This window comes from Terriglobia bacterium (assembly GCA_020072785.1).
Taxonomy (GTDB): domain Bacteria; phylum Acidobacteriota; class Terriglobia; order Acidiferrales; family UBA7541; genus Acidiferrum.
Genome location: JAIQGG010000002.1, coordinates 1,453,640 through 1,476,482, shown reverse-complemented (window position 1 = coordinate 1,476,482; position 22,843 = coordinate 1,453,640). Strand labels below are relative to the sequence as shown.

Genomic DNA, 22,843 nt, shown 5'->3' with positions numbered 1-22,843 from the left:
CGTGCGGGGGGCATTGTACACCGAGGAGGGGGGAGAGTCGAAAGGGGCAAGGAAGGTGAGTGGGGAGTCGTGGCTGGTGCAAGGGAGACCCTGCGGGTCGCAATGCGCGCTCCGGGTTCGGAACCGATCGGATGCGAAGAGAGGTCCTTCGGCTCCCTGCGGTCGCTCAGGACTGGCATCCTCATCGGATGCCAGGTTAACAATAAGACCCCCACCCCCCGTGGTTTTGTGTAAGTGCGGATTCCAAAGGAGTTTAAGTCCTGAAAATTGGAACTGCAGATTCTGCGGGGGTTACAGGCGGGAATCTTGGAACTGCGGATTCTACAAGAGTTGCGTTGCGGAAAGGGGAGCGAAAAAGGCCGCGGGTAATTTCCGGGGAAGTTTCGAATGGCGGGCTGACGTAACACGAAAAAGGATAGCAGAACATTAACTCGATTTCAATGAATTACTGAATAGTATTCGAATGGCTGTGGAAAGTTGGTCGAATCAGCCCTGCCCCCCCGATCGGGATAGCACGCGAATTTTCGGGAGAACCCGCTAGGGGCGGAACTGGGCCATGGTGGTGTTGTAGGCGCGGGTCACCAGCTCGTCGAGGGGGCGGGAGCGCAGCTCTTTGTTGAGGACCTCGACGCCGATGGGGCCGCGGTAGCCGGCCTTCGAGACAGCATCGAGGAAGCCGGGGATGTCGAATTCGCCTTCGCCGCAGAGTCTGCGGTGATTGACGGTGTCTTCGACGAGGTCCCAGGGAGCGGTGAAGGTGCCGTCATTGAGTTCGACGGCGAAAAAATATTCCATGGGAAAACTGGAGATTTTTTCGTAGGGAATGCCGAGTTTTGCGACGTGCCACATGTCGAAGATGATACCGCCGTTTTTTGCGCCGGCGCCCTTGAGCATGGTCAAGGCGTCCTCGAGGGTATCGATCATGGCGAAGGGCATGAGTTCGTAGACGATCCGGGCGCCGTGCTCGGCGGCGTCCTTGCAGAGAGCGGCGAAAGATTCGATCACCTGGGGCATGGGAGTTGTCTTGTGCTCGAAGTCGCCGACTTTAATGTGGCGCGCGCCGAGAACCTCGGACACGGTCAGCAGCTTTCTCTTGCGGATGTCGGACAGCCGCTTCATTTCGCCCTTGAGGAACCAGTCGGCGAGAAATTCGACCTCGATGTGCTTCATGCCGTTGTCGTCGAGGATGCGCTTCATATCCTGGAGGGTGTATTTCTGGAGGACATGATCGAGGTCGGAATGCCAGAGGCCGAAACCCTTAAAGCCGACTTTGGCGGCGGCTTCGACGCGGTCCTTGAAGTCGAAGTCGCTGTATTCGTGATCGGTATGCGGCTGAGCGCCGCCGGCCAGCGTCCAATAGGTAACGATCAACTCGACATTTTTCGCCATCGTGTGTACCCCATTCGTATGCGAGGAAGCGAAATGCAGCACGAAACAGATTTATTCTACGCCGATGCGGCGGGCACGTCCTTGAGCTCGACGGTGAGCAGGCGGACCTCGGAATTCCCGATGTTTTCGACGGAGTGAGGCGGCAGCGGCCCCAGGAACTCGACGAAGGGTGTTTGCTTCGGAGGGCCGGCCTGGCGGGAATCGAAGAGCACCTTGCCGTCGGCGTCGCGACGAATGAAATCGCTGGTGCTCTGCACATAGATCACGCTTGTCCATTTGTGCGTGTGCACGGGCACGAAATCACCCGGCTTGATGAGCACTTCGAGATAGCGCACATGGTCGTTCTCGAACAGGCGGCGGTGGAAGGCGGGAGCGGCGACCAGGGCATCGAGGTCATCGGGCCACGGCCAGGTCTGCGATTGCATACGCTTTGTCTCCCTAGTCAGAACTTCCTCCAGAAACCAGAAGGGCAGCTTACCGGAGGCCGACCTTTATACCAAGTTTGGGGAATGGATGGGCAGGAATTGTCTGGCTGGCGTGCGATATCCGTTCAGCGGGGCCGCGAGCGCGAACGAAAAGTATTGCGGCGGGCACCGAGGCGGTAGAGAAGGAGGGCGAAGAGGTTGGCGCCGAGGAGGACCGCCACAGTTTTGGTGGTGTAGGCGGATTGGTTGGCCACGGGGATGATGGGAAAGGCGGAGAGGAGCACGAAGAGGAGAGTGAGGAGGAGGCCGGAAACGGAGGCGATGCGGAGCCAGAAGGCGGGGCGGATGCCCGTGGATTTGGGAGCGAAGAGGGGAATGGCGAAAAGGGCGAGGTAGGCGATGCCGTAGAAGGCGAAGCCCCAGATCTGGAGAAGCTCGAAGGCTTCCTGTTCGCCAACGCCGGTGAGGACAGCGATGCTGGCGGCGAGGGTGACGGCGCCGAGAAGGAGGATGCAGTTGACGGGGGTGCGGTACCTGGCGTGGAGGCGGGTGAACCATGGGGGCAGGAGATGGTCCCATCCGGCGACCATGGGGAGGCGGGCGTTGGCGGCGAAATTGAGGCTGAAGCTGGAAAGGTAGTTGGTGAGGAGAAGGAGGATGGCGACCGGGACGATGATGCGTGCGAAGCCGAGGCCCTGGAAGGCACGGCTGAGGGCCTGCGGGATGGGGCCGATGACGTTGATGGCGTCCGGGGAAACGAAGGCGAGGATGGCGCTGGTGCCGAAGATATAGAGAAGGGCGATAAGCGGGGCAGTGAAGAAAATGGCGCGGGTGAGGTGGCGGACCGGGTTGCGGGATTCGCCGGCAAAGATGGCGGCGTATTCGAAGCCGCAGAGAGCGCCGAAGGTCATCTTGCTGAAGACGCTGAGGCTGAAGAGAGTGAGGGGCGGAGCGGCGAGGCGCAGGGGATGGTAGGCGGAGAGCGTGCCGCGCCAGACGTGAAGAAACGGGAGCAGGGCCAGCAAGGTAATCGTGAGGACGGTGAGGAAACTGCCGGCGTTGGTGACCCATTTGCCGATGCGCAGGCCGAGAAGGGCGACGAACATGAGCGCAGCGATGATGGTGACGGAGGCGGCGAGGACGAGCCATTTGTTGGCGGCCACGGCGGCGGCATCGGCGCCGAGGGCATAGGCGGCGTAGGTAACGGAGACGAGGCCGATGGAGGCGACGTAGAGGACGACGTAAAACCAGAGATTGCAGGCGACGAGGAAGCCGATGGCGTCGTTGAAGGCGAGGCGGGCCCATTCGTAAAGGCCGCCTTCAAGGGGCATGAGTTGATTGAGATGAGTGACGACGAGGGCCTGGGGAATGAAAAAGAGGGCGATGGCGAGGATCCAGAGAACGACGTGAGAAGGGCCGGCTTTGACGGCGGTGCCGAAGAAGTCCGGAATGACGACGAGGAGGATGGAGGCGAGGATGAGGTCGGCGAAGCCGAGCTCTTTGCGCAGGACGGCGCTGCGGGATTGGGCTTGTGCTTCGGCGGCGGCAAGTGGCGTGGGCAATGGCGTGTGCGCGTCGTAGCCGGAAAAAGCGGGGGTAGTTTGCGATGGGGAGCGGGGAGGGTCAATGGTTTTCTGGGGCGGGAGAAAGAAGGGAATCAACGCAGAGACACAGAGGGCGCAGAGAAGAGGGGGGAGTTGCCGAGCGGAAGAGGTGGGCGGACGTGGAGCGGCGGGAGGGGCAAGCCCCGCCCCTACACGGGAAGCTGGGGTTAGCCGCCGGCGATGGAGGGCACGAGCATGAGGCGATCGCCGTCTTTTGCGGGGCAGGATTCGCCGCCGAGGAAGCGGATATCTTCTTCGTTGAGGTAGACGTTGAGGAACTGGCGAATCTGGCCTTTTTCGTCGCGAATGTGGCGGGCGAGGGCGGGATAGCGGGCGGTGAGCTGATCGAGGACGCCGGCGACGGTCGCGGGGGTACATTCGACCTTGGCGGTGTCGCCGGTGAAGCGGCGGAAGGCGGTGGGGATTTCGATGGTAACGGGCATTGGTTCAGGCTCCTTGGTCAATTCCAGAAAGGCATTTCAAAGTTGAATGTCGAAAAAGAGCGAAGAGAAGAGAGATTCCTCGACTCCGGGCCGACAAAAACCATCGGCCCTCCGCCCGGAATGACAGTTTTTGCATGACGGCCCATGTATGACGCCATCTATTTGGTTGCGGCGGAGGCGAGGCGGCCTTCGAGGTAGGCTTCGAAGGCGTCCAGGCGCGGGGCGATGGCTTCGGTTACGGGAAATTCTCCGGTGAGGGCGTCGGTGGTCTTGAGGCCGTTGCCGGTGATGCACAGAACGGTGGTGCCGCCCTTGGGGATGCGGCCCTGGCGGACAAGTTTTTCGGCGGCGGCGACGGTGACGCCGCCGGCGGTCTCGGTGAAGATGCCTTCGGTTTCGCCGAGTTTGCGGATGCCGGCGACGATTTCAGGATCACTGGCGTCTTCGGCCCAGCCGCCGCTTTCGCGCATGCACTTCATGGCGTAAGGGCCGTCGGCGGGATTGCCGATGGCGAGGGAGCGGGCGATGGTGTTGGGCTTCTGGGGCTCGAAGCGCTCGAGCTGGCGCTTGACGGCGGTGGAGATGGGCGAGCAGCCGGTGGCCTGCGCGCCGAAAAAGCGCACGGGCCGGGCTTCGACCCAGCCGAGCTCGATGAGCTCGCGGAAAGCCTTGGCGATTTTAGTGATGAGCGAGCCGCCGGCCATGGGGACGACGACGTTGTCGGGGAGACGCCAGCCGAGCTGCTCGGCGATTTCGTAGCCGACGGTCTTGGAACCTTCGGCGTAGTAGGGGCGGAGGTTGACGTTGACCAGGCCCCAGCGGAACTTTTCGGCGATCTGGGAGCAGAGGCGGCTGACGTGGTCGTAGTTGCCGGCGATGCGGGCAACCTTGGCGCCGTAGATGGAAGTGCCGAGGACTTTGGCGGCTTCGAGGTCGGAGGGGATGAAGATCCAGGCGTCCAGGCCTTCGCGGACGGCTTGCGCGGCGACGGAGTTGGCGAGGTTGCCGGTGGAGGAGCAGCCAACGACCTGGAAGCCGAAGCGCTTGGCGGCGGAAAGAGCGACGGCGACGACGCGATCCTTGAAGGAGAGGGTGGGGAAACAGACGGCGTCGTTCTTGATGTACAGGCCGGCGCCGAGGCCCCAGTCCCTGGCGAGGCGGGGCGCGGGCAGCAGCGGGGTGCCACCGACGGGGAGCGCGGGGATCCGGCCTTCGGGCAGCGGGAGCAGTTCGGCATAACGCCAGATGTTGCCGGGGCGCGCGGCGAGCTGGTCGCGGCGCAGGGAGCTGCGAATGGCGTTGTAGTCGTAGGTCACTTCGAGCGGAGAGAAGCACTCTTCGCAGAACGAACGGGGGGCGTTGCCCCACAGCTTGCCGCATTCGCGGCAGCGCAATTCATAGAGCTCGGGCATGCTGCACTCCAGGAGCGACACGGGCGCAAGAAGCGGCGCGGGTGGCGCGGTCAAGTCACGTGAATAAGGTTCAGGGCAGCGCAGAGGGGGAAATGAAAAACCCTCCGTGCCAAAGAGTGCTCGGAGGGCTCACAGAAAATCTTCTGGGAAACTCTACCAGCTCTTTAGCAGTTTTTTACGTGGAGCAAGTTGCCCTAAATCGCCACGTGTGGCTGATGTTGCAGCCGGAATAAGTTTGCCGAAGGAGCGGAAAGCTGTCAAGGAGAATCAAGAGGAGGGAAGATAAGAGTCAACAAGCTAAAGAGGATATAAAGAAAAATGGGCCGGGAGTAAAATTGTTTGACAACATAAATGGGGTAAGGTGCGTCAAAGAAAGAAGGCAGAGGCAATTGCCTCCGGTGCACCCTGGCAAACAGGCCAGTTTCTTCCTGCGCACGCGGAATGTGTACGGCGCGGGGAAGAGGGAGCACGGTGCTATAATTTTAAACGCGGATAAAGAGGAGCTCGAGACATGGGTTACCAGGTGCGGGAATTGATGGATTGGGCGCGGCGGCGGAAGCCGCTGGCGGCATTTTTTCTGAGCATGACGCTGGCGATCGGGATCATGATCGGGACGCTGGTGTCGGGGCGCGTGTCGGCCATGCGCAGCTTCGGCCTGATGAACGCGGCGCCTCTGGCGGTGCCGGATCCGGTGCAGATGTCCAATTCGTTTTCGGGGATTGTGAACAGGGTCGAGCCTGCAGTGGTGAATATCTCAACGACGCAGGTGCTGGAGCGCCGGCGCGGGCAGGGGCAGCGCCGCCAGCCGGCGCCGGACGGGCAGCAAGATCCGTTCCAGGACTTTTTCGACCGCTTCTTTGACGGGCGACCGGACGGTCCGCCGGCGGCGGAGCGCAGCCTGGGCTCCGGGGTGATCGTGGACAAACGCGGGTTCATCCTGACGAACAATCACGTGATCGAGCAGGCCACCAAGATCCAGGTGCAGCTCAACGGGGAGACGACGAAATACACGGCCAAGGTCATCGGCACGGATGAAGAGACGGACCTGGCGGTGATCAAGATTGAGGCGGGCAAGGACTTGCCGGTGGCGCAACTGGGCAATTCGGACGGGGTGCAGGTGGGCGACTGGGCGCTGGCGATCGGCAGCCCGTTCGGGCTGCAGGCGACAGTGACCGCGGGAATCATCAGCGCGAAGGACCGCGCGGGAGTGGGGCGGCAGTTCCAGCGTTTTCTGCAGACGGACGCGGCGATCAACCCGGGAAACTCGGGCGGGCCGCTGGTGGACCTGGCGGGACAGATTATCGGGATCAATACGGCGATCATGACGGGGAGCCGGGGATATGAAGGAGTGGGCTTCGCGCTGCCGTCGAATACGGCGCGAACAGTGTACAACCAGATCGTGGCGCAGGGCCGCGTGACGCGGGGATCGATCGGGGTGAGCTTCCAGGAAGACCTGGGGACGAATGCGATAACGCTGAAGGAACTGGGCGCGCCGTATGGCGTGGTGATCATGGGCGTGGAGCCGGGCAGCCCGGCGGAGAAGGCGGGGCTGAAGGGCGGCGACGTGATTACGAGCATTGACGGGAAACCGGTGAAGAATGGGAACGACCTGGTGAACCCCATCGCGCTGGCGACGATTGGGAGCAAGGTGAAGGTGACGTACGTCCGCGACCGGGCGCAGAAGGAGACCAGCGTGGTGGTCGAAGACCGCACGAAGGTGTTTCCCGATCGCGCGGGGCGCGCCGGAGACCAGCCGGGAGAGAGCGTTCCGGCGGAATTCGGGCTGCGGGTGGAGGAATTCACGCCGGCGCGCGCCAGCCGCGCGGGGATCGAGTTCACCAAGGGCGTGCTGGTGACCGGGGTGGAACCGGCGAGCTTCGGGGAGGACCTGGGGTTCGCGGCCGGGGATCTCATCACGGAGATCAACCACGAAGCGGTGAGCAGCGTGACGGATTACCGCACGGTGGTGGGGAAGCTGAAGCCCGGGCAAAGCGTGGTGTTCCGAGTGCTGCGGCGGCAGGATGCCGACCGGATGCTGACGGTGTTTCTGCCGGGAGTTGTTCCGGCGGACAATCAGCAATAAGCGGACGGCAATAAACGGGTCGAGGGAAGAATCAGATGCCGAGCAGAACCCTAAGGCGAGTGGTGCTGGCGTTACTGGCAGCAGCTGCGTTGTTGGTTCCGGCCGCGGAGGGCACCCCGGCGCAAAAGGCGCGCAAGACGGGCGCGTCCGCGAGGCGCGTCAAGGCCGTGGCGGGGAAGGCCAAGGTCCGCAAGCGGCATGGCCGGCGTGAGCGCGGGCAGAAAGCGCCGGCGCCGGAGCGGATCAGGGAGATCCAGGAGGCGCTGGCAAAAGACGGCTCGTACAGCGGGGCGCCGACTGGAAAGTGGGATGCGGCGACCAGTGAAGCGATGCGGCGGTTCCAAGCGGCGCACGGCCTGACCCCCACAGGGAAGCTAGAGGCGCTTAGCCTGCAGAAGCTGGGGCTGGGCTCGGAAGTGGCCGGGGTGGCGGCACCCATGCCGCCGGCGACGGGCGTTTCCTCTACTTCGACCGCGCTTCCAGAGGGAAACGATCCGCAGCGCTGATGGTGCGCACTTGGCGATAGATCTTCTTCCTTCTCTGAAGTAAGAGCGCGGCAGCGAATATTCTTCAGGCCAATCCCGGCAGATTTGTCCTAATAATCCGGAAAAAATATTCTACAGAGCATCGGGCCGTCGGGTTACTCGGGGCGCGCCCATCCAGGAAGTCCGCCAGAGCGGCGCAGATCGTCCTCCAGGTCGGAAAGGTCCTGCTTCAAGCGCAAGATATCCTTCTTTTTCTCCTCGATCAGAGTGGCGCGTTCATTGATTTCCTTGCGGGTGTATTGCTCGCGGAGGGCCTTATTGGGATCGTCGTAGTACTGCTTCTGCAGGCGAGCCCATTCGCGCTGAAGGACGTCGAGTTCCTTTTCGGCGGTGCGGAGTTTGGCGTAGGCTTGCGCGAAGCGGGAGCGCCAATATTTTTCGGGATTCTCCTGCTGGGCTTTGCGCTGCTCGGCAGCGGCTTTCTCCAGGGCTTCGGGCGTTTGCGCGGCTGCGGAAGGGGCAGCGGGCGGCGGGGCAGTTTCCAGCTCGCGGAGAGCGGCGCGGATCTCTCCGGAGGAAACGCCTTGGCGACGCGCCTCTTCCTCGAGATCATCGATCTGGCGCTGGGTTTTGAGCCGGCGTGCTTCCAGAATTTCGATGGTGGCTTCGGGAGTTATTCCCACATTCTCCGTCTCGAGGGCGATACCTCCGCCGGTCCCTTTTGCCGTCTTCCTGGATTCGCGGGCGGAGCGCAGCTGGCTTTCGATATCGACGAGGCTGAGAGCGAGGGGAAGTTCCTGCTGCGCATACCAGCGCGGGTCCTGCTCCTTGGGCGGGGCCTCTTGCGCGGATGGCGCTGGCTGGTCCTGCGGATGCGTCGAGAGCAGCAGCGGGGAATATGGAAACAGGAGTACAGCTACGAGCAGGGCATGGATGTACATCACGCCCTCCTTTTTTAACGAGACGAGTGTACACGGAAAAAGGGCGGGGCGTCATGAGGAATGAAGGGGCAGAAAGAAAAGCAGGCGTGCGAAGCCCAAGCTTCGCACGCCTGCTGGGATTGCGTTTCACGGCTTGCGCTTGGCGCCGAAAAAGTGCGGCGGGGGGCGCAAGGAAAAGAGATAAGAGGTTAATTCTCCATCTGGATTTGCAGGACTTCGCCGGGGAGCCGGACCATGGTGGAGCGATTGGGCCGGGGAGCGGAGTCGCTGACATGGGTGACCGCGGAGCGGTCAGCATTATGTGTGACCGCAGAGCGGTCAACGGCGAGCGGCGCGCGATCCTGGCTGAAAGAGCGGGAGCTGTCCGAGTGTTCCGCCTGGAGGCGCTCCATTTTGATGCCGAGAGTGCGCTCGAGCTGGAAGATTTCGGAGCGTTGTTCGCGGGCGAAGAGGGTGGAAGCGACGCCGTGGCCGCCGTTACGGCCGGTGCGGCCGACGCGGTGGATGAAGTCCTCGGCGATGGCGGGCAGGTCGTAATTGATGACGTGCACGATGTCCTGGACGTGAATGCCGCGAGAAGCCAAGTCGGTGGCGACGAGGACGCGGAAGCGGCCCTTCTGGAATCCGGCCAGGGCGGCGGTGCGCTGGGACTGCGAGCGGTCGCCGTGAATCATGGTGGCGGTGAAGCCATCGCTGTTGAGGCGCCTGGCGATGCGGTCCGCGCCGCGCTTGGTGCGGGCGAAGACCAGGCAGCGGCCGGTTTCCTTGGCCAGCAGGCGCTGCAGGAGCTCGGGCTTGCGGTCCACGGAAACTTCAAAGGCCTGGATGCGCACGTTTTCCGAGGGCTTGAGGGTGGAACCGAAGGCCAGGCGCACCGGGCTCTTCATGTAGTCCTTGACGAGATGGACGACGGAGGCTTCCAGGGTCGCGGAGAAGCACATGGTCTGGCGTTCCGTGGGCAGGATGGAGGCGATGCGGCGAATCGCCGGGATAAAGCCCATGTCCAGCATGCGGTCGGCTTCGTCGAGGACGAGAATCTTGAGGCCGCGGAAATGGATGAGGCCGCGGTCGATGTAATCTTCCAGACGGCCGGGGGTGGCCACGACCAGGCGCGCGCCGTTGCGCAATGTGCGGAGCTGGTCTCCTTCGGAAAGGCCGCCGACGACCAGAGCTGCGGGGGAAAGCTGCTTGCCGCGCAGGGCGTTGAACTGCTCGACAACCTGCATGGCCAGCTCGCGCGTGGGCACGAGGACCAGAGCGGCGATGCCCGGGGTGTTGTGTTTCAGGAGGTTTTCCATCACCGGAATCAGAAAGGCCAGCGTTTTGCCGGTGCCGGTCTGAGCGGTGGCGAGAACGTCTTTGCCGGCCAGAGCCTGCGGGATGGTGGCATCCTGCACGGGCGTGGGAGTGACAAAGCGAGCCGCGGTGAGGCGCTCCTTGGTGTAATCGGAAATCTGTAGATCTGTAAAACTTAGCATTCGAGTTTTGCTTTCTTGCTGGTGAGAGCGGCCGCGGCGCGCACACAACATTCGTGCGGCTCAACGGTCTGCAAGGCCAGTCTTCGTTTAAATTACGCTGAAAACGAACGGAGGGAACTGAAGGCGGGTATTCTCAGATCAGCGAGACAACCAGAGGGACCGCACAACACAACCGAGCTATTAAGCGCAAAAGGAGTATACCACGCAATTTGACGCTTGTGGCAAGCGATTGTAGAATTTTGTTTCCACGCGGTAGCTGCCCGCGTTCGAGCCCGCAAAGGACCAGCAAGCAAGACCGAGGAAAAATTTCAGGAGGAAGTATGGCTACGGCAGGTGCGCCCAGGGTTCATAAAAATTTCATCGACGGGGAGTGGGTGGATGCGCGGGGCGGGAAAGCGTACGAAAACCGCAACCCGGCCAACACGGATGAACTGGTGGGGATGTTTCCATCCTCGACGGAAGAGGATGTGAACGCGGCGGTGGACGCGGCGAAGGAAGCGTACAAGAAGTGGCGGCTGGTGCCGGCGCCGAAGCGCGCGGAAATGCTGTTCCGCGCGGCGGAACTGCTGGTGCAGCGCAAGGAACAGTATTCGAAGGATATGACGCGGGAGATGGGCAAGGTCCTGGCGGAGACGCGCGGCGACGTCCAGGAAGCGATCGATATGACGTATTACATGGCGGGGGAGGGGAGGCGGCTGTTCGGGCAGACGACGCCATCGGAGCTGCCGAATAAATTTGCGATGAGCCTGCGGCAGCCGATCGGGGTGTGCGGGTTGATCACGCCGTGGAATTTTCCGATGGCCATCCCGTCGTGGAAGATGATGCCGGCGCTGATCTGCGGGAACACCGTGGTGCTGAAGCCGGGAGAGGATACGCCGCTGTCGTCATATCACCTGCTGGAGACGCTGACGGAAGCGGGGGTGCCGCGGGGGGTGGTGAACCTGGTGAGCGGAGACGGGCCGAATGCCGGGGCGCCGCTGACGAAACACGCCGACGTGCCGGTGATCAGCTTTACGGGGTCGTGCGCGACGGGGCGGCGGATCGCGGAAGCGTGCGCGCCGGAGTTCAAGCACTACAGCCTGGAGATGGGCGGGAAGAACATCATCATCGTGATGGACGACGCCAACCTGGACCTGGCAGTGGACGGAGCGATCTGGGGCGGGTTCGGGACGACGGGGCAGCGCTGCACGGCGGCGAGCCGCGTGGCGGTGCACAAGGCGGTGTACCCGGAGTTCATGGAGCGGTTTGTGGAGCGGGCCAAGGCCTTGAAGGCGGGCAACGGGCTGGAAAGCGGCACGGACATGGGGCCGTGCATCAACGAGCGGCAACTGAAGAAGGTGATGGAGTATGTGGAGATCGGGAAGAACGAAGGAGCCAAGCTGCTGACCGGCGGGAAGCGGCTGGAAGGCGGAGCGTATGCCAAGGGCTGGTTCCACGAAGCGACGATCTTCGGGGACTGCCACCCGCAGATGCGCATCGCGCAGGAAGAGATCTTCGGGCCGGTGGTGTCGGTGATGCCGATCGGGAGCCTGGACGAGGCGCTGGAGGTGGCCAATGGCGTGATCTATGGGCTGTCGGCGTCGATCTACACGCGCAACGTCAACCGGGCGTTTACCGCGACGCGGGATCTCTACACCGGAATCGTGTATATCAACGCACCGACGATCGGTGCGGAGACGCACCTGCCGTTCGGGGGCACGAAGCAGACCGGCAACGGGCACCGCGAGGCAGCGATTGCGGCGATCGACTTCTTTACGGAGTGGAAGACGGTGTACGTGGATTACTCGGACCGGCTGCAGCGGGCGCAGATCGATAACGCCTGAGCGCGGGGGCGAAAGGCGCGTTGACTGGGCTGGAACGGCTCTCTAGAATGAAATTAGCAGCCGGGACGGCTGCTGCTATGCGCAATCCAGCTCTCCACGAACGACGTAACCGGCAGATTCTGGCGGATATCGTCCGGACGTACATCGAAACGGGCGAGCCGGTATCGTCGCGCGCCATTTCCAAGCGCTTCGAAGAGGCGCTGAGCACCGCCACGATTCGCAACATTATGGCCGATCTGGAAGACGCGGGGCTGCTCTACCAGCCGCACACGTCGGCGGGGCGGGTGCCGACGGCGTCGGCGTACCGGTTTTTTGCGCAGGAGATCGCGCTGCAGGCCACGCTGACCGTAGCGGACCGCGACTGGATCCACCGCGAGCTGGCCGGGGCGGGCACAGCGGCGGAGATCACGGAACGTGCGGGGCACGTGCTGGCGGAAGTGTCCAACGGGCTGGGGATCATCATCTCGCCGCCGCTGGGGAAGACCGTTCTGGAGCACGCGCGGATGTGGCTGCTGCCGGACGGGCGCGTGGTGGTGGTACTGATCTCGCCGGGGGGAATTACGCGGGACAAAATCCTGCGGACGCAGCGCCCCTTCACGCAGGCGGAGCTGGATGCGACCTCGGAGTTTCTGAACCGGCACTATTCGGGGTGGACGCTGGAGGCGATCCGCGGGGACCTGCTGCAGAAGGTGGCGGGGGACCGCGAACAGTACGACAGCATCTTCCGCAGCGCGCTGACGCTGTGCGACCCGGTGATGCTGGGGGACGAACCTTCGCGGCAGGTGCACGTGGAGGGAGCGGCGCAGATCGTGTCCTCGACGGAATTTACCGACCAGGCGCAACTGCGCGAGCTACTGGCGGCGATCGAGGAGAAGCACCGGCTGATCAGCGTGCTGAACGCCTGCATCGACACGCCCGAGCCGGTGCACGTGCAGATCGGGGTGAAGGAGATTTCGCAGTCCGGCGAGAACCTGGCGCTGATCAGCGCGCCGTATCTGCGCAACGACGAAGTACAGGGCTCGCTGGGAGTGATCGGGCCGACGCGGATGCACTACGAGCGGGCGGTGACGGCGGTGGCCTACGTGGCGCAGCTGTTTAGCGAAGCCCTGGACAAGATCTGAAGCCATTCCCGAAGAGAATCAGGAGATGTTCGACCGTGTCTGAAAAGGGCGGTAAGAGAAATGTGGACAAGAGCGGGGCCGAGGAGCTGGAACAGTCCTCGGAAGCCCGGGCAGTGGCCGCGGATTCGGCGCGCATCGATGCCGACGTGAGCAAGCTGGCTGCTGACCTGGACGAGCTGCGGCAAATGCTGCAGCGGCGGCAGGCGGATTTCGACAACTACCGCAAGCGGATCGAGAAGGAGCGCAGCGAGGACGCGCGGCGCACCACGGCGCGGGTCATTGAAGGGATCATCCCCATCCTGGACGGCTTCGAGCAGGCGCTGGCGGCGCACAAGGAGCCGGCGTATGAGGGCTACCGCAAGGGCTTTGAGCTGATCTACAAGCAGCTTCTGGAGAACCTGGGCAAACTGGGAGTGGAGCGCGTCGATCCGGCCGGCACGCCGTTCGATCCGCACGCGCACCAGGCGATGGACCGCACCGAGACTTCGGAGCACGCAGAGGGAACGATCCTGCAGGTGTTTCAGCCGGGCTACGTGTTTCATGGGCGGGTGCTGCGGCCGGCGCTGGTGCGTGTAGCGGTGCACGCGGATCCGGCATCCAAAGACCAGGTCAACTAGGGAGCGAACAGGAACTTATTATGCCCAAGGGAGTGCAACGGGATCTGTACGAGGTGCTGGGCGTGGGGCGCACCGCGGCGGTGGACGAGATCAAGTCGGCGTACCGCAAAGCGGCGCTGAAGTGGCACCCGGACCGCAACCCGGACAAGAAACAGGAAGCCGAAGAACGCTTCCGCGAGGCGACCGAGGCCTACAGCGTGTTGAGCGACGCGCACAAGCGCGATCTCTACGACCGCTACGGTCACGCGGGGCTTGCCGGGGTGAGCGGGGAGACGGACTTCAGCAACACGATCTATCAGGATTTCCACGACATCTTCGGGGACTTTTTCGGGTTCGAGGATTTTTTCTCGACGGGGCGGCGCGGGCGGGGACGGGTGCAGCGCGGAGCGGATCTGCGCTACGACATGTCGCTGACGTTTGAAGAAGCGGCTGCCGGGGTGAACACCAAGATCAAAGTGCCGCGGCTGGAGTTCTGCGAGGTGTGCAACGGCACGGGCGCGAAGGCGGGCACGGGCGTGGTGGCGTGCCAGACGTGCGGCGGGCGCGGGCAGGTGGTGCACCAGCAGGGCATGTTCATGATTTCGCGGACGTGCCCGGCGTGCCACGGAGCGGGGCAGATCGTGCGCGAGCGCTGCCCGGACTGCCGGGGGCAGGGGCGCATCGAGCGCGAGCGGACGATCGAACTGCGCGTGCCGCCCGGGGTGGACAGCGGGACGCGGCTGCGGGTGACCGGAGAAGGCGAGCCGGGGCCGAGCGGGGGTCCGGCAGGCGACCTGTACGTGGTGCTGGAAGTGAAGGAGCACAAGTTCTTTGAACGGCGCGGGGCGGATCTCTACTGCACGATTCCGGTGAGCATCGCGCAGGCGGCGATGGGCACGGAGTTGGTCGTGCCGGGGCTCAGCGGAAACGAAAAGCTGAAAATTCCGGAGGGCACGCAGAGCGGGACAGTGTTTCGTCTGAAAGGGAAGGGCCTGCCGGACCCCCACGGCGGGGGCAAGGGCGACCTCTACTATCACGTGCGCGTGATTACGCCGACGAAGCTGACGCGGGAACAGCGGAAGCTGCTGGAGCAGCTGGGGGCGACGCTGAATCTGGAGAACCAGCCGGCGGAACGCAACTCCTCGATGTTCGAGAAGATGAAGGATATTTTCGGGTAGGGCTGCGGCGTGAAGACCGGGCCCTCGGTCCGCTGGAAACGGCCTCTCGTTTATTGTGGAACCCCCGTGTTCTGAAGAGGGCGGCTACAGGAAGTTTCCCTACCTGCGGTAGAATCCACGCGTGCGCAGACGATTCTTTGTGGAGCAATTTGGAGCCGGGAAGTGCGTGCTCGAGGGCGAGACGGCGCATCATCTCGGGCGGGTGTTGCGCGCGCAGCCGGGGCAGTTGTACGAGCTGAGCGACGGCGAGCGGGTGTGGCTGGGCCGGATCGAGAGCGCGGGGAAGGAGCGCATCGAGTTCGCGCTGGTGGAAGAGTTGCCGGCGGAGCAGCCGGAAGTGCGGCTGACGCTGCTGCTGGCGGTGGTGAAATTTGACGCGTTCGAGTGGGCGCTGGAGAAGGCTACGGAGCTGGGGGTTGGCACGATTGTGGCGCTAAGCGCCGCGCGGAGCGAGAAGGCGCTGCTGGCGGCGGCGCCAAAGCGCGCCGAGCGGTGGCAGCGAATAGTTGTGGAGGCCGCGCAGCAGTCGCGAAGACTGCGGTCGCCTCGTCTGAAAGAGCTGGCGCGGCCGCAAAGCGCGTTTGCGGCATACGGCGAGGGCGTGCGGGTGCTGCTCTCCGAACGGCGGGAAGCGCCGCCGCTGCGGCGAGTGCTGGAGCCGGCGGTGAGCCGGGAAGCGACATTTGCGGTGGGCCCGGAGGGGGGCTGGACCGCGGAAGAGTTTGCCGCGGCGGAAAAATGCGGGTTCACGCAGGTCTCGCTGGGGCGGCAGATATTGCGGACGGAGACGGCGGTGGTGGCGGGGCTGGCGGCGCTCAATTATGCGCTTGGCGAACGGTAGGCTCTGTTCTAGGATGACGGCCATGCACCGCGTGTTCTTCTTTTTACTGGCAGTTAGTTTGCTTGCTGGAAGCGCAGGGGCGCAGGACCGTCCGTTGCGCACGGTGGATACCGAGACGGTGGCACCGGGAACGCTGCGCGCCGAGGTGGGCTTCGACTTTCTGCAGGACGCGGATTTTCCGCTGTCCGGACTTTCCGGCGATCTGACGTCGGTGGGCGTGATCAATTTCCGCATGGGCGTGGGGAAGATCGCGGAAGTGCAGCTTGAGGGCGCGATCCAAAACTTTCTCGATGTGAAGTCGCAGGGGGCCTCGTTCGTGCCGGCGCTCACGCTTACCGGGCCGAACTCCACGCACGACTCCGGCGATTACGTGCTGTCGACGAAGGTGCGCATTCTGCCGGAACGCGGGAAGCGGCCCTCGCTGGCCGTTAAGTTCGGCTTCATCCTTCCGAATTCCAACCAGGCGCGGGGCATCGGAACGAATACGACCAACGTATTCGCGCTGGTGGCGCTGGAGAAGCACATTTACAAGCTCAAGCTGTTCGGAAACGCCGGGCTGGAGATCCTGCAGGCGCCGACGGCGCTCTTCTCGCAGAACGATGTACTGATGTACGGCGGGGCGTTCAGCTATCCGGTGCACCGGAAGGTGAACGTGGTGGGGGAAGTGAACGGGCTGTACTCCTCGCGGAAGATCAATGCCGCGCTCGTGGGAACGAACAGCACGGGGCAGGCGCGCTTGGGGCTGCAGATTCTGGCCGGGGGCTTTACGTGGGACTTCGCGGGGGTCGCCGGGCTGCAGGCGCACGATCCGAAAACCGGGTTCACGTTCGGGGTGAGCCGGGAGATTCGTCTTTTCGACTACGAGCGCATCCACTGACAACCAGACCAGCCCCGGCGCACTGCGCGGGTACGCGCAAGTGAGTGGCGCGATGCGCGGCGGCCGTGTTATAAATATATGATACACACCACACATGCAAAACGGAGACGAGAGAGAACTGAACACGCCACCGGCGGGTGAACGGCCGGCTACGGCAAGTGTTCCCCCGGGATCGTTCCGGCAAGAGGTGCGCGCGTGGACGCGTGACCTGCTCCTGGCCATCGGATTGGCCCTGGTCATCATCGTATTTCTCTACCAGCCGGTGAAGGTGGAAGGCACGAGCATGGCCCCGCTGCTTTCCGATCAAGAGCGGATCTTCATCAACAAGTTTGTGTACCGGTTTGAAGCCATCGAGCGCGGCGACGTGGTGGTCTTCTGGTATCCGCTAGACCGGTCGAAGTCGTTCATCAAGCGGATCATCGCCCTGCCGGGGGAAACGGTGGAAATCCGCCAGGGGCGGGTCTTCGTGAACGGCCGGCTGATCGACGAACCGTACGTGCCGCCACAGTTTGAGGATTTCAGCGACTTCGGGCCGATGCGCGTTCCGAGCGACCAGTATTTCGTAATGGGCGATCATCGCATCAGCTCGAACGATTCACGCATTTTCGGCCCGGTGGCCCACCGCTACATTTACGGGCGGGCGGTTTTCGCATACTGGCCGTTCGAGCACTTTGGGACACTGTCGCAGGCGAATGCGCAGGACAAATGACCACCGAGGGAGGCAGATCTGACCGAGATTCAGCACCGGCCCGCCATTCTGGTCCTGGAAGACGGGCGCGTCTTTAACGGCCGCGCGGCAGGCGCGCTAACGCGCCGCGGCGGCGAAGTCGTTTTCAATACCAGCCTCACCGGATACCAGGAAGTATTCACCGACCCCAGCTACACGGGGCAGATCGTGTGTTTCACCTATCCGCACATCGGCAACGTAGGCGCGAACCTGGACGACGAGGAGGCGCCGCGGCCGTATATCGAAGCGCTGATCGTGCGAGAGTTTTCCGCGGTTACTTCCAACTGGCGCAGTGTGGAGAGCGCGCAGCTGTACCTGAACCGCCACAAGATTCCCGTGATCTGGGACCTGGATACGCGCGCGCTGGTGCGGCATCTGCGCACGGTCGGGGCGCTGCGGGGCATGGTGGCCACCGACGGCACGCCGGCCGAACAGTGCATCGCCGAGGCGCGGCAGCTCCCCAGCATGGCCGGGCAGGAACTGGCCGGGCGGGTGACCTGCGGGGAAGCCTACGCCTGGGATAAGGGTTCGATCGATCTAGCCACCTCGCCCTGGAGCGAGCAGATGGGGGAGGCTGGCGCGCAGGGGGAGATGCGGCGTTTCCGCGTGGTGGCCTACGATTACGGCATCAAGCAGAACATTCTGCGGCTGCTGGTGGATCATCAGTGCGAAGTGCGCGTGGTTCCCGCGAAGACGTCCGCGGAGGACGTGCTGGCACTCAAGCCGGACGGGGTCTTTCTTTCGAACGGACCGGGTGATCCCGAGCCGGTAACCTACGCGGTGGACAATATCCGCAAGCTGGCGGGGCGCGTGCCGATGTTCGGGATTTGCCTGGGGCACCAGCTGTGCGGGCTGGCGCTGGGCGGGAAAACGTTCAAGCTGAAGTTCGGGCACCACGGGTCGAACCATCCGGTGAAGAATCTGCTTACGCAAAAAGTGGAGATCACGGCGCAGAACCACGGGTTCGCGGTGGATCCGGAGTCGCTGCCGGCGAAAGACGTGCAGATCACGCACGTCAACCTGAACGACCAGACCAACGAGGGGATGCGGCACCGCAAACTGCCGCTCTTCAGCGTGCAGTACCACCCCGAGGCGTCGCCGGGGCCGCACGATTCGCGCTATCTCTTCACGCAATTCACGGAGATGATGAAGGAGTTCCGGCCGGCGGGCCGCTAGCGCCCCCGCGGAAAACGCTCACAACGCCTCTATGCCCAAACGGACGGACATCAAGAAGATACTGATCATCGGCTCGGGGCCGATCATCATCGGCCAGGCCTGCGAATTCGACTATTCCGGGGTGCAGGCGTGCAAGGCGCTGCGCGCGGAAGGGTACGAGGTGGTGCTGGTCAACTCGAATCCGGCGACGATCATGACCGATCCGGAATTCGCGTCGCGCACGTACATCGAGCCGCTGACCAAGGAATATCTCGAGGAGATCATCATCCGGGAGAAGCCGGACGCGATTCTGCCGACGGTCGGGGGACAGACGGGGCTGAATCTGGCCGTGGAACTGGCGGAGAGCGGGATTCTCGAAAAGCACAAAGTGGAGATGATCGGCGCGACGCTGCGCGCGATCAAGGTGGCGGAAGACCGGCTGTGGTTCAAGGACGCCTGCCGGAAGCTGGGTCTGGACGTGCCGGCTTCGGCGCTGGTGAATAACGCGCAGGATGCGCTGCGGCTGTGCGACCAGCTGGGCTTTCCGCTGGTGATCCGGCCGTCGTTTACGCTGGGCGGGTCGGGCGGATCCATCGCCTACAACAAGGAAGAGTTCGGGGACGCCATCGCGCACGCGCTGGACATGAGCCCGGTGCACGAGGCGCTGGTCGAGGAGTCCGTGCTGGGCTGGAAGGAGTACGAGCTCGAAGTGATGCGCGATTTCCGCGACAACTTCGTGGTCATCTGCGGCATCGAGAATTTCGATCCCATGGGCGTGCACACGGGCGACTCCATCACCGTGGCGCCGGCGCAGACGCTGACGGACAAGGAATACCAGCGGATGCGGGACGCCGCGGCGGCGATTATCCGCGAGGTGGGAGTGGAGACGGGCGGGTCGAACATCCAGTTCGCCGTCAACCCGGAAAACGGGCGGATGATCGTGATCGAAATGAACCCGCGGGTTTCGCGCAGCTCGGCGCTGGCCAGCAAGGCCACGGGGTTCCCGATCGCCAAGATCGCGGCGCGGCTGGCGGTGGGGATGACGCTGGACGAAATATCCAACGACATCACCAAGAAGACGCCGGCGTGCTTCGAGCCGACGATTGACTATGTGGTGGTGAAGATACCGAAGTGGCAGTTCGAAAAGTTTGCCGGGGCGGATTCGACGCTGGGCACGCAGATGAAATCGGTGGGCGAGGTGATGGCCATCGGGCGCACGTTCAAGGAGGCGCTGCAGAAGGGCATCCGCTCGCTCGAGCCGAGCACGCCGTGGCGGGCGCCGGCGGAGACTCCGGAGTCGCTGCTGCGGGAGAAGCTGGCTACGCCGCGGCCGGACCGCATCCACTGGCTGCTGGTGGCGCTGGAGCGCGGGCTTCCGGCGAGCGAAATCTGCGACCTGACGAAGATCGATCCCTGGTTCATCCACCAACTGGAAGAGATCGTGGCCATGAGCCGGCGCGCGGCGTCGGTGACGGTGGAAACGGCGTCGCGGGAGCTGCTGCGCGAAGTGAAGCGCTACGGGATGAGCGACGAGCAGCTGGCGCAGATCTGGAAGACGACGCCGGCGGCGGTGCGGCTGCAGCGGGCGCGGTGGAACGTCACGCCGGTGTTCAAGCGCGTGGACACCTGCGCGGCGGAGTTCGAATCGTACACGCCGTACCTGTATTCGACGTACGAGGACGAGGACGAATCCGATCCGCAGAACCGCGCGAAGATCATGATTCTGGGCAGCGGACCGAACCGTATCGGGCAGGGCATCGAGTTCGATTACTGCTGCTGCCACGCCTCGTTTGCGCTGCATGAAGACGGCTACGAATCGATCATGGTCAACTGCAACCCGGAGACGGTGTCGACGGATTACGACAGTTCGGACCGGTTGTACTTCGAGCCGCTGACGCTCGAGGATGTGCTGGCGATTGTGGAGCGGGAGAAGCCGCAGGGCGTGATCGTGCAGTTCGGCGGGCAAACGCCGCTGAACCTGGCGCTGGAACTGAAGCGCAACGGCGTGCCCATCGTGGGCACCGCGCCGGAATCCATCGATTTGGCGGAAGACCGGCGGCGGTTCGGGCGGCTGCTGGACGAGCTGAAGATACCGCAGCCGCGCAACGGCACGGCGCTGATACCGGAGGAAGCGGCGCGGGTGGCGGGAGAGATCGGACTGCCGGTGCTGGTGCGGCCGAGCTACGTGCTGGGCGGGCGGGCGATGGTCATCGCCTACGACGTTAACACGGTGCAGGAATACGTGGCGCAGGCGGCGCTGATGGGGCCGGCCAAGCCGGTGCTGATCGACCAGTTTCTGGAGGAAGCGACGGAAGTGGACGTGGACGCGCTGGCGGATGGAACGGACGTGGTCATTGGCGGGATCATGGAGCACATCGAGGAGGCCGGGGTACACTCCGGGGATTCCTCGTGCGTGCTGCCGCCGGTCAGCCTCACGCCGGCGGTGCTGGACACCATCCGCGATTACACGCGGCGGCTGGCCATGGCCCTGAAGGTGGTGGGGCTGATGAACGTGCAGTACGCGATCCAGCGCGACACGGTGTACGTGCTGGAAGTGAACCCGCGGGCGTCGCGCACCGTGCCGTACGTGAGCAAGGCCACCGGCGTGCCGCTGGCGAAGGTAGCGGCGCGGCTGATGGTGGGCAAGAAACTGGCGGACATGAAACTGCCAATGGTGACCACGAACGGAGTGGCGGAAATTGCCGTGCACGACTTCTACTCCGTGAAATCGCCGGTGTTTCCGTTCAACAAGTTCCGCGGGGTGGACACGATTCTGGGGCCCGAGATGCGCTCGACGGGCGAGGTGATGGGAATTTCGAGCACGTTCGGACAGGCCTTCGCCAAGGCGCAGCTTGCCGCGGGGCAGCGGCTGCCGCGCAAGGGCACGGTGTTCCTCAGCGTGAATGACCGGGACAAGCGGCACGTCGGCGCGCTAGGCAAGGAACTGGCCTCGCTGGGCTTCCGGCTGCTGGCCACGCGAGGCACGGCCACGGCGCTGCAGGCCGCGGGCGTCGCCGCGGAGGCCATCTTCAAGGTCAACGAAGGGCGGCCGAACATCGTGGACCTGATCAAGACCAGCAAGGTCGACCTGGTCATCAACACGCCGCTGGGCCGGGAATCGTTCTACGACGAGAAATCGATTCGCCGGGCCGCGATTCGCTACAACATTCCGTGCATCACGACGCTGGCCGCGGCGCACGCCGCCGCGCGGGGCATCCGCGCGCTGCTCGAACAAGGCAGCGAGGTAGCCGCGCTGCAGGAGCTGCATCGCCGGGAAGTTCGCGCGCCGGGCGGCACGACGGCGGGGGCGTGAGCATGGCCATCGATTTTTCCGGAATCTTTCCGCCATTGACGACGCCTTTTGCCGCCGACGGCTCGGTGGCAGTCGCCGACCTGAAGCACAACGTCGGGCTGTACAACAAGACCGCTCTCGCCGGCTACGTCGTTCTCGGCTCGACCGGAGAGGCGGTGCTGCTCTCGCGCGCGGAGGCGGACGCCGTGCTGGCCGCGGTGAAGGAAGCGGCCGCGCCGGGCAAGCTGCTCATCGCCGGCACCGGAGCAGAATCCACCGCGGAGACGATTGCGCGCACGCGCCGGGCCGCGGAACTCGGCTATCAAGCCGCGCTGGTCAAGACGCCCTACTATTACAAGCCGCAATACAAGCCGGAGGTCCTGATCGCGCACTTCCGGCGGGTGGCGGACGCTTCGCCCATTCCCGTGCTGCTCTATTCCGTGCCGCAGTTTACCGGGGTGGCGCTAGAGGCGGCGGAGGTGGCGGCGCTGGCGGCGCATGCGAATATTGCGGGGCTCAAGGAAAGCTCCGGGAACGTGCAGCGGGTCGGGGAGATCCTGGCCATGGCGCCAAAGGAGTTTCAGACGCTGACAGGCTCGGCCTCCACGCTCTATCCCGCGCTAATGCTCGGAGCGCGGGGCGGAATCCTGGCGCTGGCCGACGTGGTACCGGAGCTGTGCCTGGAGATTTTTGAGGCAGCGCGCAGCGGGAAGCACGAGCGGGCGCGACAGTTGCAGGAGTCGGTGCTGCCGGCATCGAAGCTGGTGGTGGCGCAGTATGGCCCGGCCGGAGTGAAGTGCGCGATGGACGCCCGCGGCTACCGCGGCGGAGCCCCGCGCGAGCCGCTGGCGCCGCTCGCGGCCGAGCAGCGCGCGCAGATCGAGGCCGTTGTGCGGGGTTTGTAAGCGCCTGCGCGAACCGTAGATTCCGGCGGCACGAAGTGATTTGCCGGGACCGAATGCGCCGGGTATCA

The 22,843-nt window shown here is 63.9% G+C and carries 19 protein-coding genes; 12 read left to right on the top strand and 7 right to left on the bottom strand.

Annotated elements, in window-relative coordinates; genetic code table 11:
* Window positions 1–537 precede the first annotated feature (537 nt).
* The 5 genes from LAN61_09700 to thrC all read right to left on the bottom strand — a co-directional run bounded on the left by LAN61_09700 (window position 538) and on the right by thrC (window position 5,273).
* Window positions 538–1,389: a sugar phosphate isomerase/epimerase gene (locus LAN61_09700; GenBank protein ID MBZ5540780.1), complete on the bottom strand. Its 852-nt coding sequence runs from the start codon at window positions 1,387–1,389 to the stop codon at window positions 538–540.
* A gap of 56 nt (window positions 1,390–1,445) precedes the next feature.
* Complete coding sequence (locus LAN61_09695) at window positions 1,446–1,814, bottom strand: hypothetical protein (protein ID MBZ5540779.1); 369 nt, start codon at window positions 1,812–1,814, stop codon at window positions 1,446–1,448.
* 125 nt (window positions 1,815–1,939) lie between these two features.
* Window positions 1,940–3,376, bottom strand: a complete 1,437-nt coding sequence (locus tag LAN61_09690; GenBank protein MBZ5540778.1) for an APC family permease — start codon at window positions 3,374–3,376, stop codon at window positions 1,940–1,942.
* A 209-nt stretch (window positions 3,377–3,585) separates the two neighbouring features.
* The gene (locus LAN61_09685; protein MBZ5540777.1) at window positions 3,586–3,861 is read right to left on the bottom strand and encodes a MoaD/ThiS family protein; all 276 of its coding nucleotides are present in this window, start codon (window positions 3,859–3,861) and stop codon (window positions 3,586–3,588) included.
* Window positions 3,862–4,019: 158 nt separating this feature from the next.
* Window positions 4,020–5,273, bottom strand: coding sequence for a threonine synthase (thrC, locus tag LAN61_09680; GenBank protein ID MBZ5540776.1), 1,254 nt, complete (start codon window positions 5,271–5,273; stop codon window positions 4,020–4,022).
* 511 nt (window positions 5,274–5,784) lie between these two features.
* Here thrC and LAN61_09675 point away from each other — a divergent pair.
* A complete protein-coding gene (locus tag LAN61_09675; protein ID MBZ5540775.1) occupies window positions 5,785–7,356 on the top strand; it encodes a Do family serine endopeptidase in 1,572 nt (523 codons plus the stop codon).
* A gap of 35 nt (window positions 7,357–7,391) precedes the next feature.
* Entirely contained in the window at window positions 7,392–7,862 is a 471-nt protein-coding gene (locus LAN61_09670) for a peptidoglycan-binding protein (GenBank protein MBZ5540774.1), read from the top strand.
* Window positions 7,863–7,996: 134 nt separating this feature from the next.
* Here LAN61_09670 and LAN61_09665 read toward each other — a convergent pair whose 3' ends face one another.
* Both LAN61_09665 and LAN61_09660 read right to left on the bottom strand, forming a co-directional pair.
* Window positions 7,997–8,782, bottom strand: coding sequence for a hypothetical protein (locus LAN61_09665; GenBank protein MBZ5540773.1), 786 nt, complete (start codon window positions 8,780–8,782; stop codon window positions 7,997–7,999).
* A 188-nt stretch (window positions 8,783–8,970) separates the two neighbouring features.
* Window positions 8,971–10,260: a DEAD/DEAH box helicase gene (locus LAN61_09660; GenBank protein ID MBZ5540772.1), complete on the bottom strand. Its 1,290-nt coding sequence runs from the start codon at window positions 10,258–10,260 to the stop codon at window positions 8,971–8,973.
* Window positions 10,261–10,580: 320 nt separating this feature from the next.
* Here LAN61_09660 and LAN61_09655 point away from each other — a divergent pair, with 320 nt between their 5' ends.
* The 10 genes from LAN61_09655 (at window position 10,581) to LAN61_09610 (ending at window position 22,775) form a co-directional block, all read left to right on the top strand.
* Window positions 10,581–12,083: an aldehyde dehydrogenase family protein gene (locus LAN61_09655; protein MBZ5540771.1), complete on the top strand. Its 1,503-nt coding sequence runs from the start codon at window positions 10,581–10,583 to the stop codon at window positions 12,081–12,083.
* 77 nt (window positions 12,084–12,160) lie between these two features.
* Window positions 12,161–13,204, top strand: coding sequence for a heat-inducible transcriptional repressor HrcA (gene hrcA / locus LAN61_09650; GenBank protein ID MBZ5540770.1), 1,044 nt, complete (start codon window positions 12,161–12,163; stop codon window positions 13,202–13,204).
* A 35-nt stretch (window positions 13,205–13,239) separates the two neighbouring features.
* Window positions 13,240–13,821 (top strand): nucleotide exchange factor GrpE, encoded by a 582-nt coding sequence (gene grpE, locus LAN61_09645; protein MBZ5540769.1) that lies wholly within the window; start codon window positions 13,240–13,242, stop codon window positions 13,819–13,821.
* A 20-nt stretch (window positions 13,822–13,841) separates the two neighbouring features.
* Complete coding sequence (gene dnaJ, locus LAN61_09640) at window positions 13,842–14,978, top strand: molecular chaperone DnaJ (GenBank protein ID MBZ5540768.1); 1,137 nt, start codon at window positions 13,842–13,844, stop codon at window positions 14,976–14,978.
* A 121-nt stretch (window positions 14,979–15,099) separates the two neighbouring features.
* Complete coding sequence (locus LAN61_09635; protein MBZ5540767.1) at window positions 15,100–15,819, top strand: 16S rRNA (uracil(1498)-N(3))-methyltransferase; 720 nt, start codon at window positions 15,100–15,102, stop codon at window positions 15,817–15,819.
* A 58-nt stretch (window positions 15,820–15,877) separates the two neighbouring features.
* Window positions 15,878–16,696: a hypothetical protein gene (locus LAN61_09630; protein ID MBZ5540766.1), complete on the top strand. Its 819-nt coding sequence runs from the start codon at window positions 15,878–15,880 to the stop codon at window positions 16,694–16,696.
* Between the two features lie 94 nt (window positions 16,697–16,790).
* Entirely contained in the window at window positions 16,791–17,405 is a 615-nt protein-coding gene (lepB, locus tag LAN61_09625) for a signal peptidase I (protein MBZ5540765.1), read from the top strand.
* A gap of 27 nt (window positions 17,406–17,432) precedes the next feature.
* Entirely contained in the window at window positions 17,433–18,599 is a 1,167-nt protein-coding gene (carA, locus tag LAN61_09620; protein MBZ5540764.1) for a glutamine-hydrolyzing carbamoyl-phosphate synthase small subunit, read from the top strand.
* Window positions 18,600–18,630: 31 nt separating this feature from the next.
* Window positions 18,631–21,891, top strand: coding sequence for a carbamoyl-phosphate synthase large subunit (carB, locus tag LAN61_09615; protein MBZ5540763.1), 3,261 nt, complete (start codon window positions 18,631–18,633; stop codon window positions 21,889–21,891).
* Window positions 21,888–22,775, top strand: coding sequence for a dihydrodipicolinate synthase family protein (locus tag LAN61_09610; GenBank protein MBZ5540762.1), 888 nt, complete (start codon window positions 21,888–21,890; stop codon window positions 22,773–22,775). Before carB ends, LAN61_09610 begins: the two co-directional genes overlap by 4 nt.
* Window positions 22,776–22,843: the final 68 nt, after the last annotated feature.

Bases quoted from the DNA above. Each gene is read 5' to 3' on its own strand.
- carB (MBZ5540763.1), top strand. From the start codon at position 18,631: ATGCCCAAACGGACGGACATCAAGAAGATACTGATCATCGGCTCGGGG.
- LAN61_09700 (MBZ5540780.1), bottom strand. From the start codon at position 1,389: ATGGCGAAAAATGTCGAGTTGATCGTTACCTATTGGACGCTGGCCGGC.
- LAN61_09665 (MBZ5540773.1), bottom strand. From the start codon at position 8,782: ATGTACATCCATGCCCTGCTCGTAGCTGTACTCCTGTTTCCATATTCC.
- thrC (MBZ5540776.1), bottom strand. From the start codon at position 5,273: ATGCCCGAGCTCTATGAATTGCGCTGCCGCGAATGCGGCAAGCTGTGG.
- LAN61_09660 (MBZ5540772.1), bottom strand. From the start codon at position 10,260: ATGCTAAGTTTTACAGATCTACAGATTTCCGATTACACCAAGGAGCGC.
- lepB (MBZ5540765.1), top strand. From the start codon at position 16,791: ATGCAAAACGGAGACGAGAGAGAACTGAACACGCCACCGGCGGGTGAA.
- hrcA (MBZ5540770.1), top strand. From the start codon at position 12,161: ATGCGCAATCCAGCTCTCCACGAACGACGTAACCGGCAGATTCTGGCG.
- dnaJ (MBZ5540768.1), top strand. From the start codon at position 13,842: ATGCCCAAGGGAGTGCAACGGGATCTGTACGAGGTGCTGGGCGTGGGG.
- LAN61_09695 (MBZ5540779.1), bottom strand. From the start codon at position 1,814: ATGCAATCGCAGACCTGGCCGTGGCCCGATGACCTCGATGCCCTGGTC.
- LAN61_09670 (MBZ5540774.1), top strand. From the start codon at position 7,392: ATGCCGAGCAGAACCCTAAGGCGAGTGGTGCTGGCGTTACTGGCAGCA.
- LAN61_09675 (MBZ5540775.1), top strand. From the start codon at position 5,785: ATGGGTTACCAGGTGCGGGAATTGATGGATTGGGCGCGGCGGCGGAAG.
- LAN61_09655 (MBZ5540771.1), top strand. From the start codon at position 10,581: ATGGCTACGGCAGGTGCGCCCAGGGTTCATAAAAATTTCATCGACGGG.
- LAN61_09685 (MBZ5540777.1), bottom strand. From the start codon at position 3,861: ATGCCCGTTACCATCGAAATCCCCACCGCCTTCCGCCGCTTCACCGGC.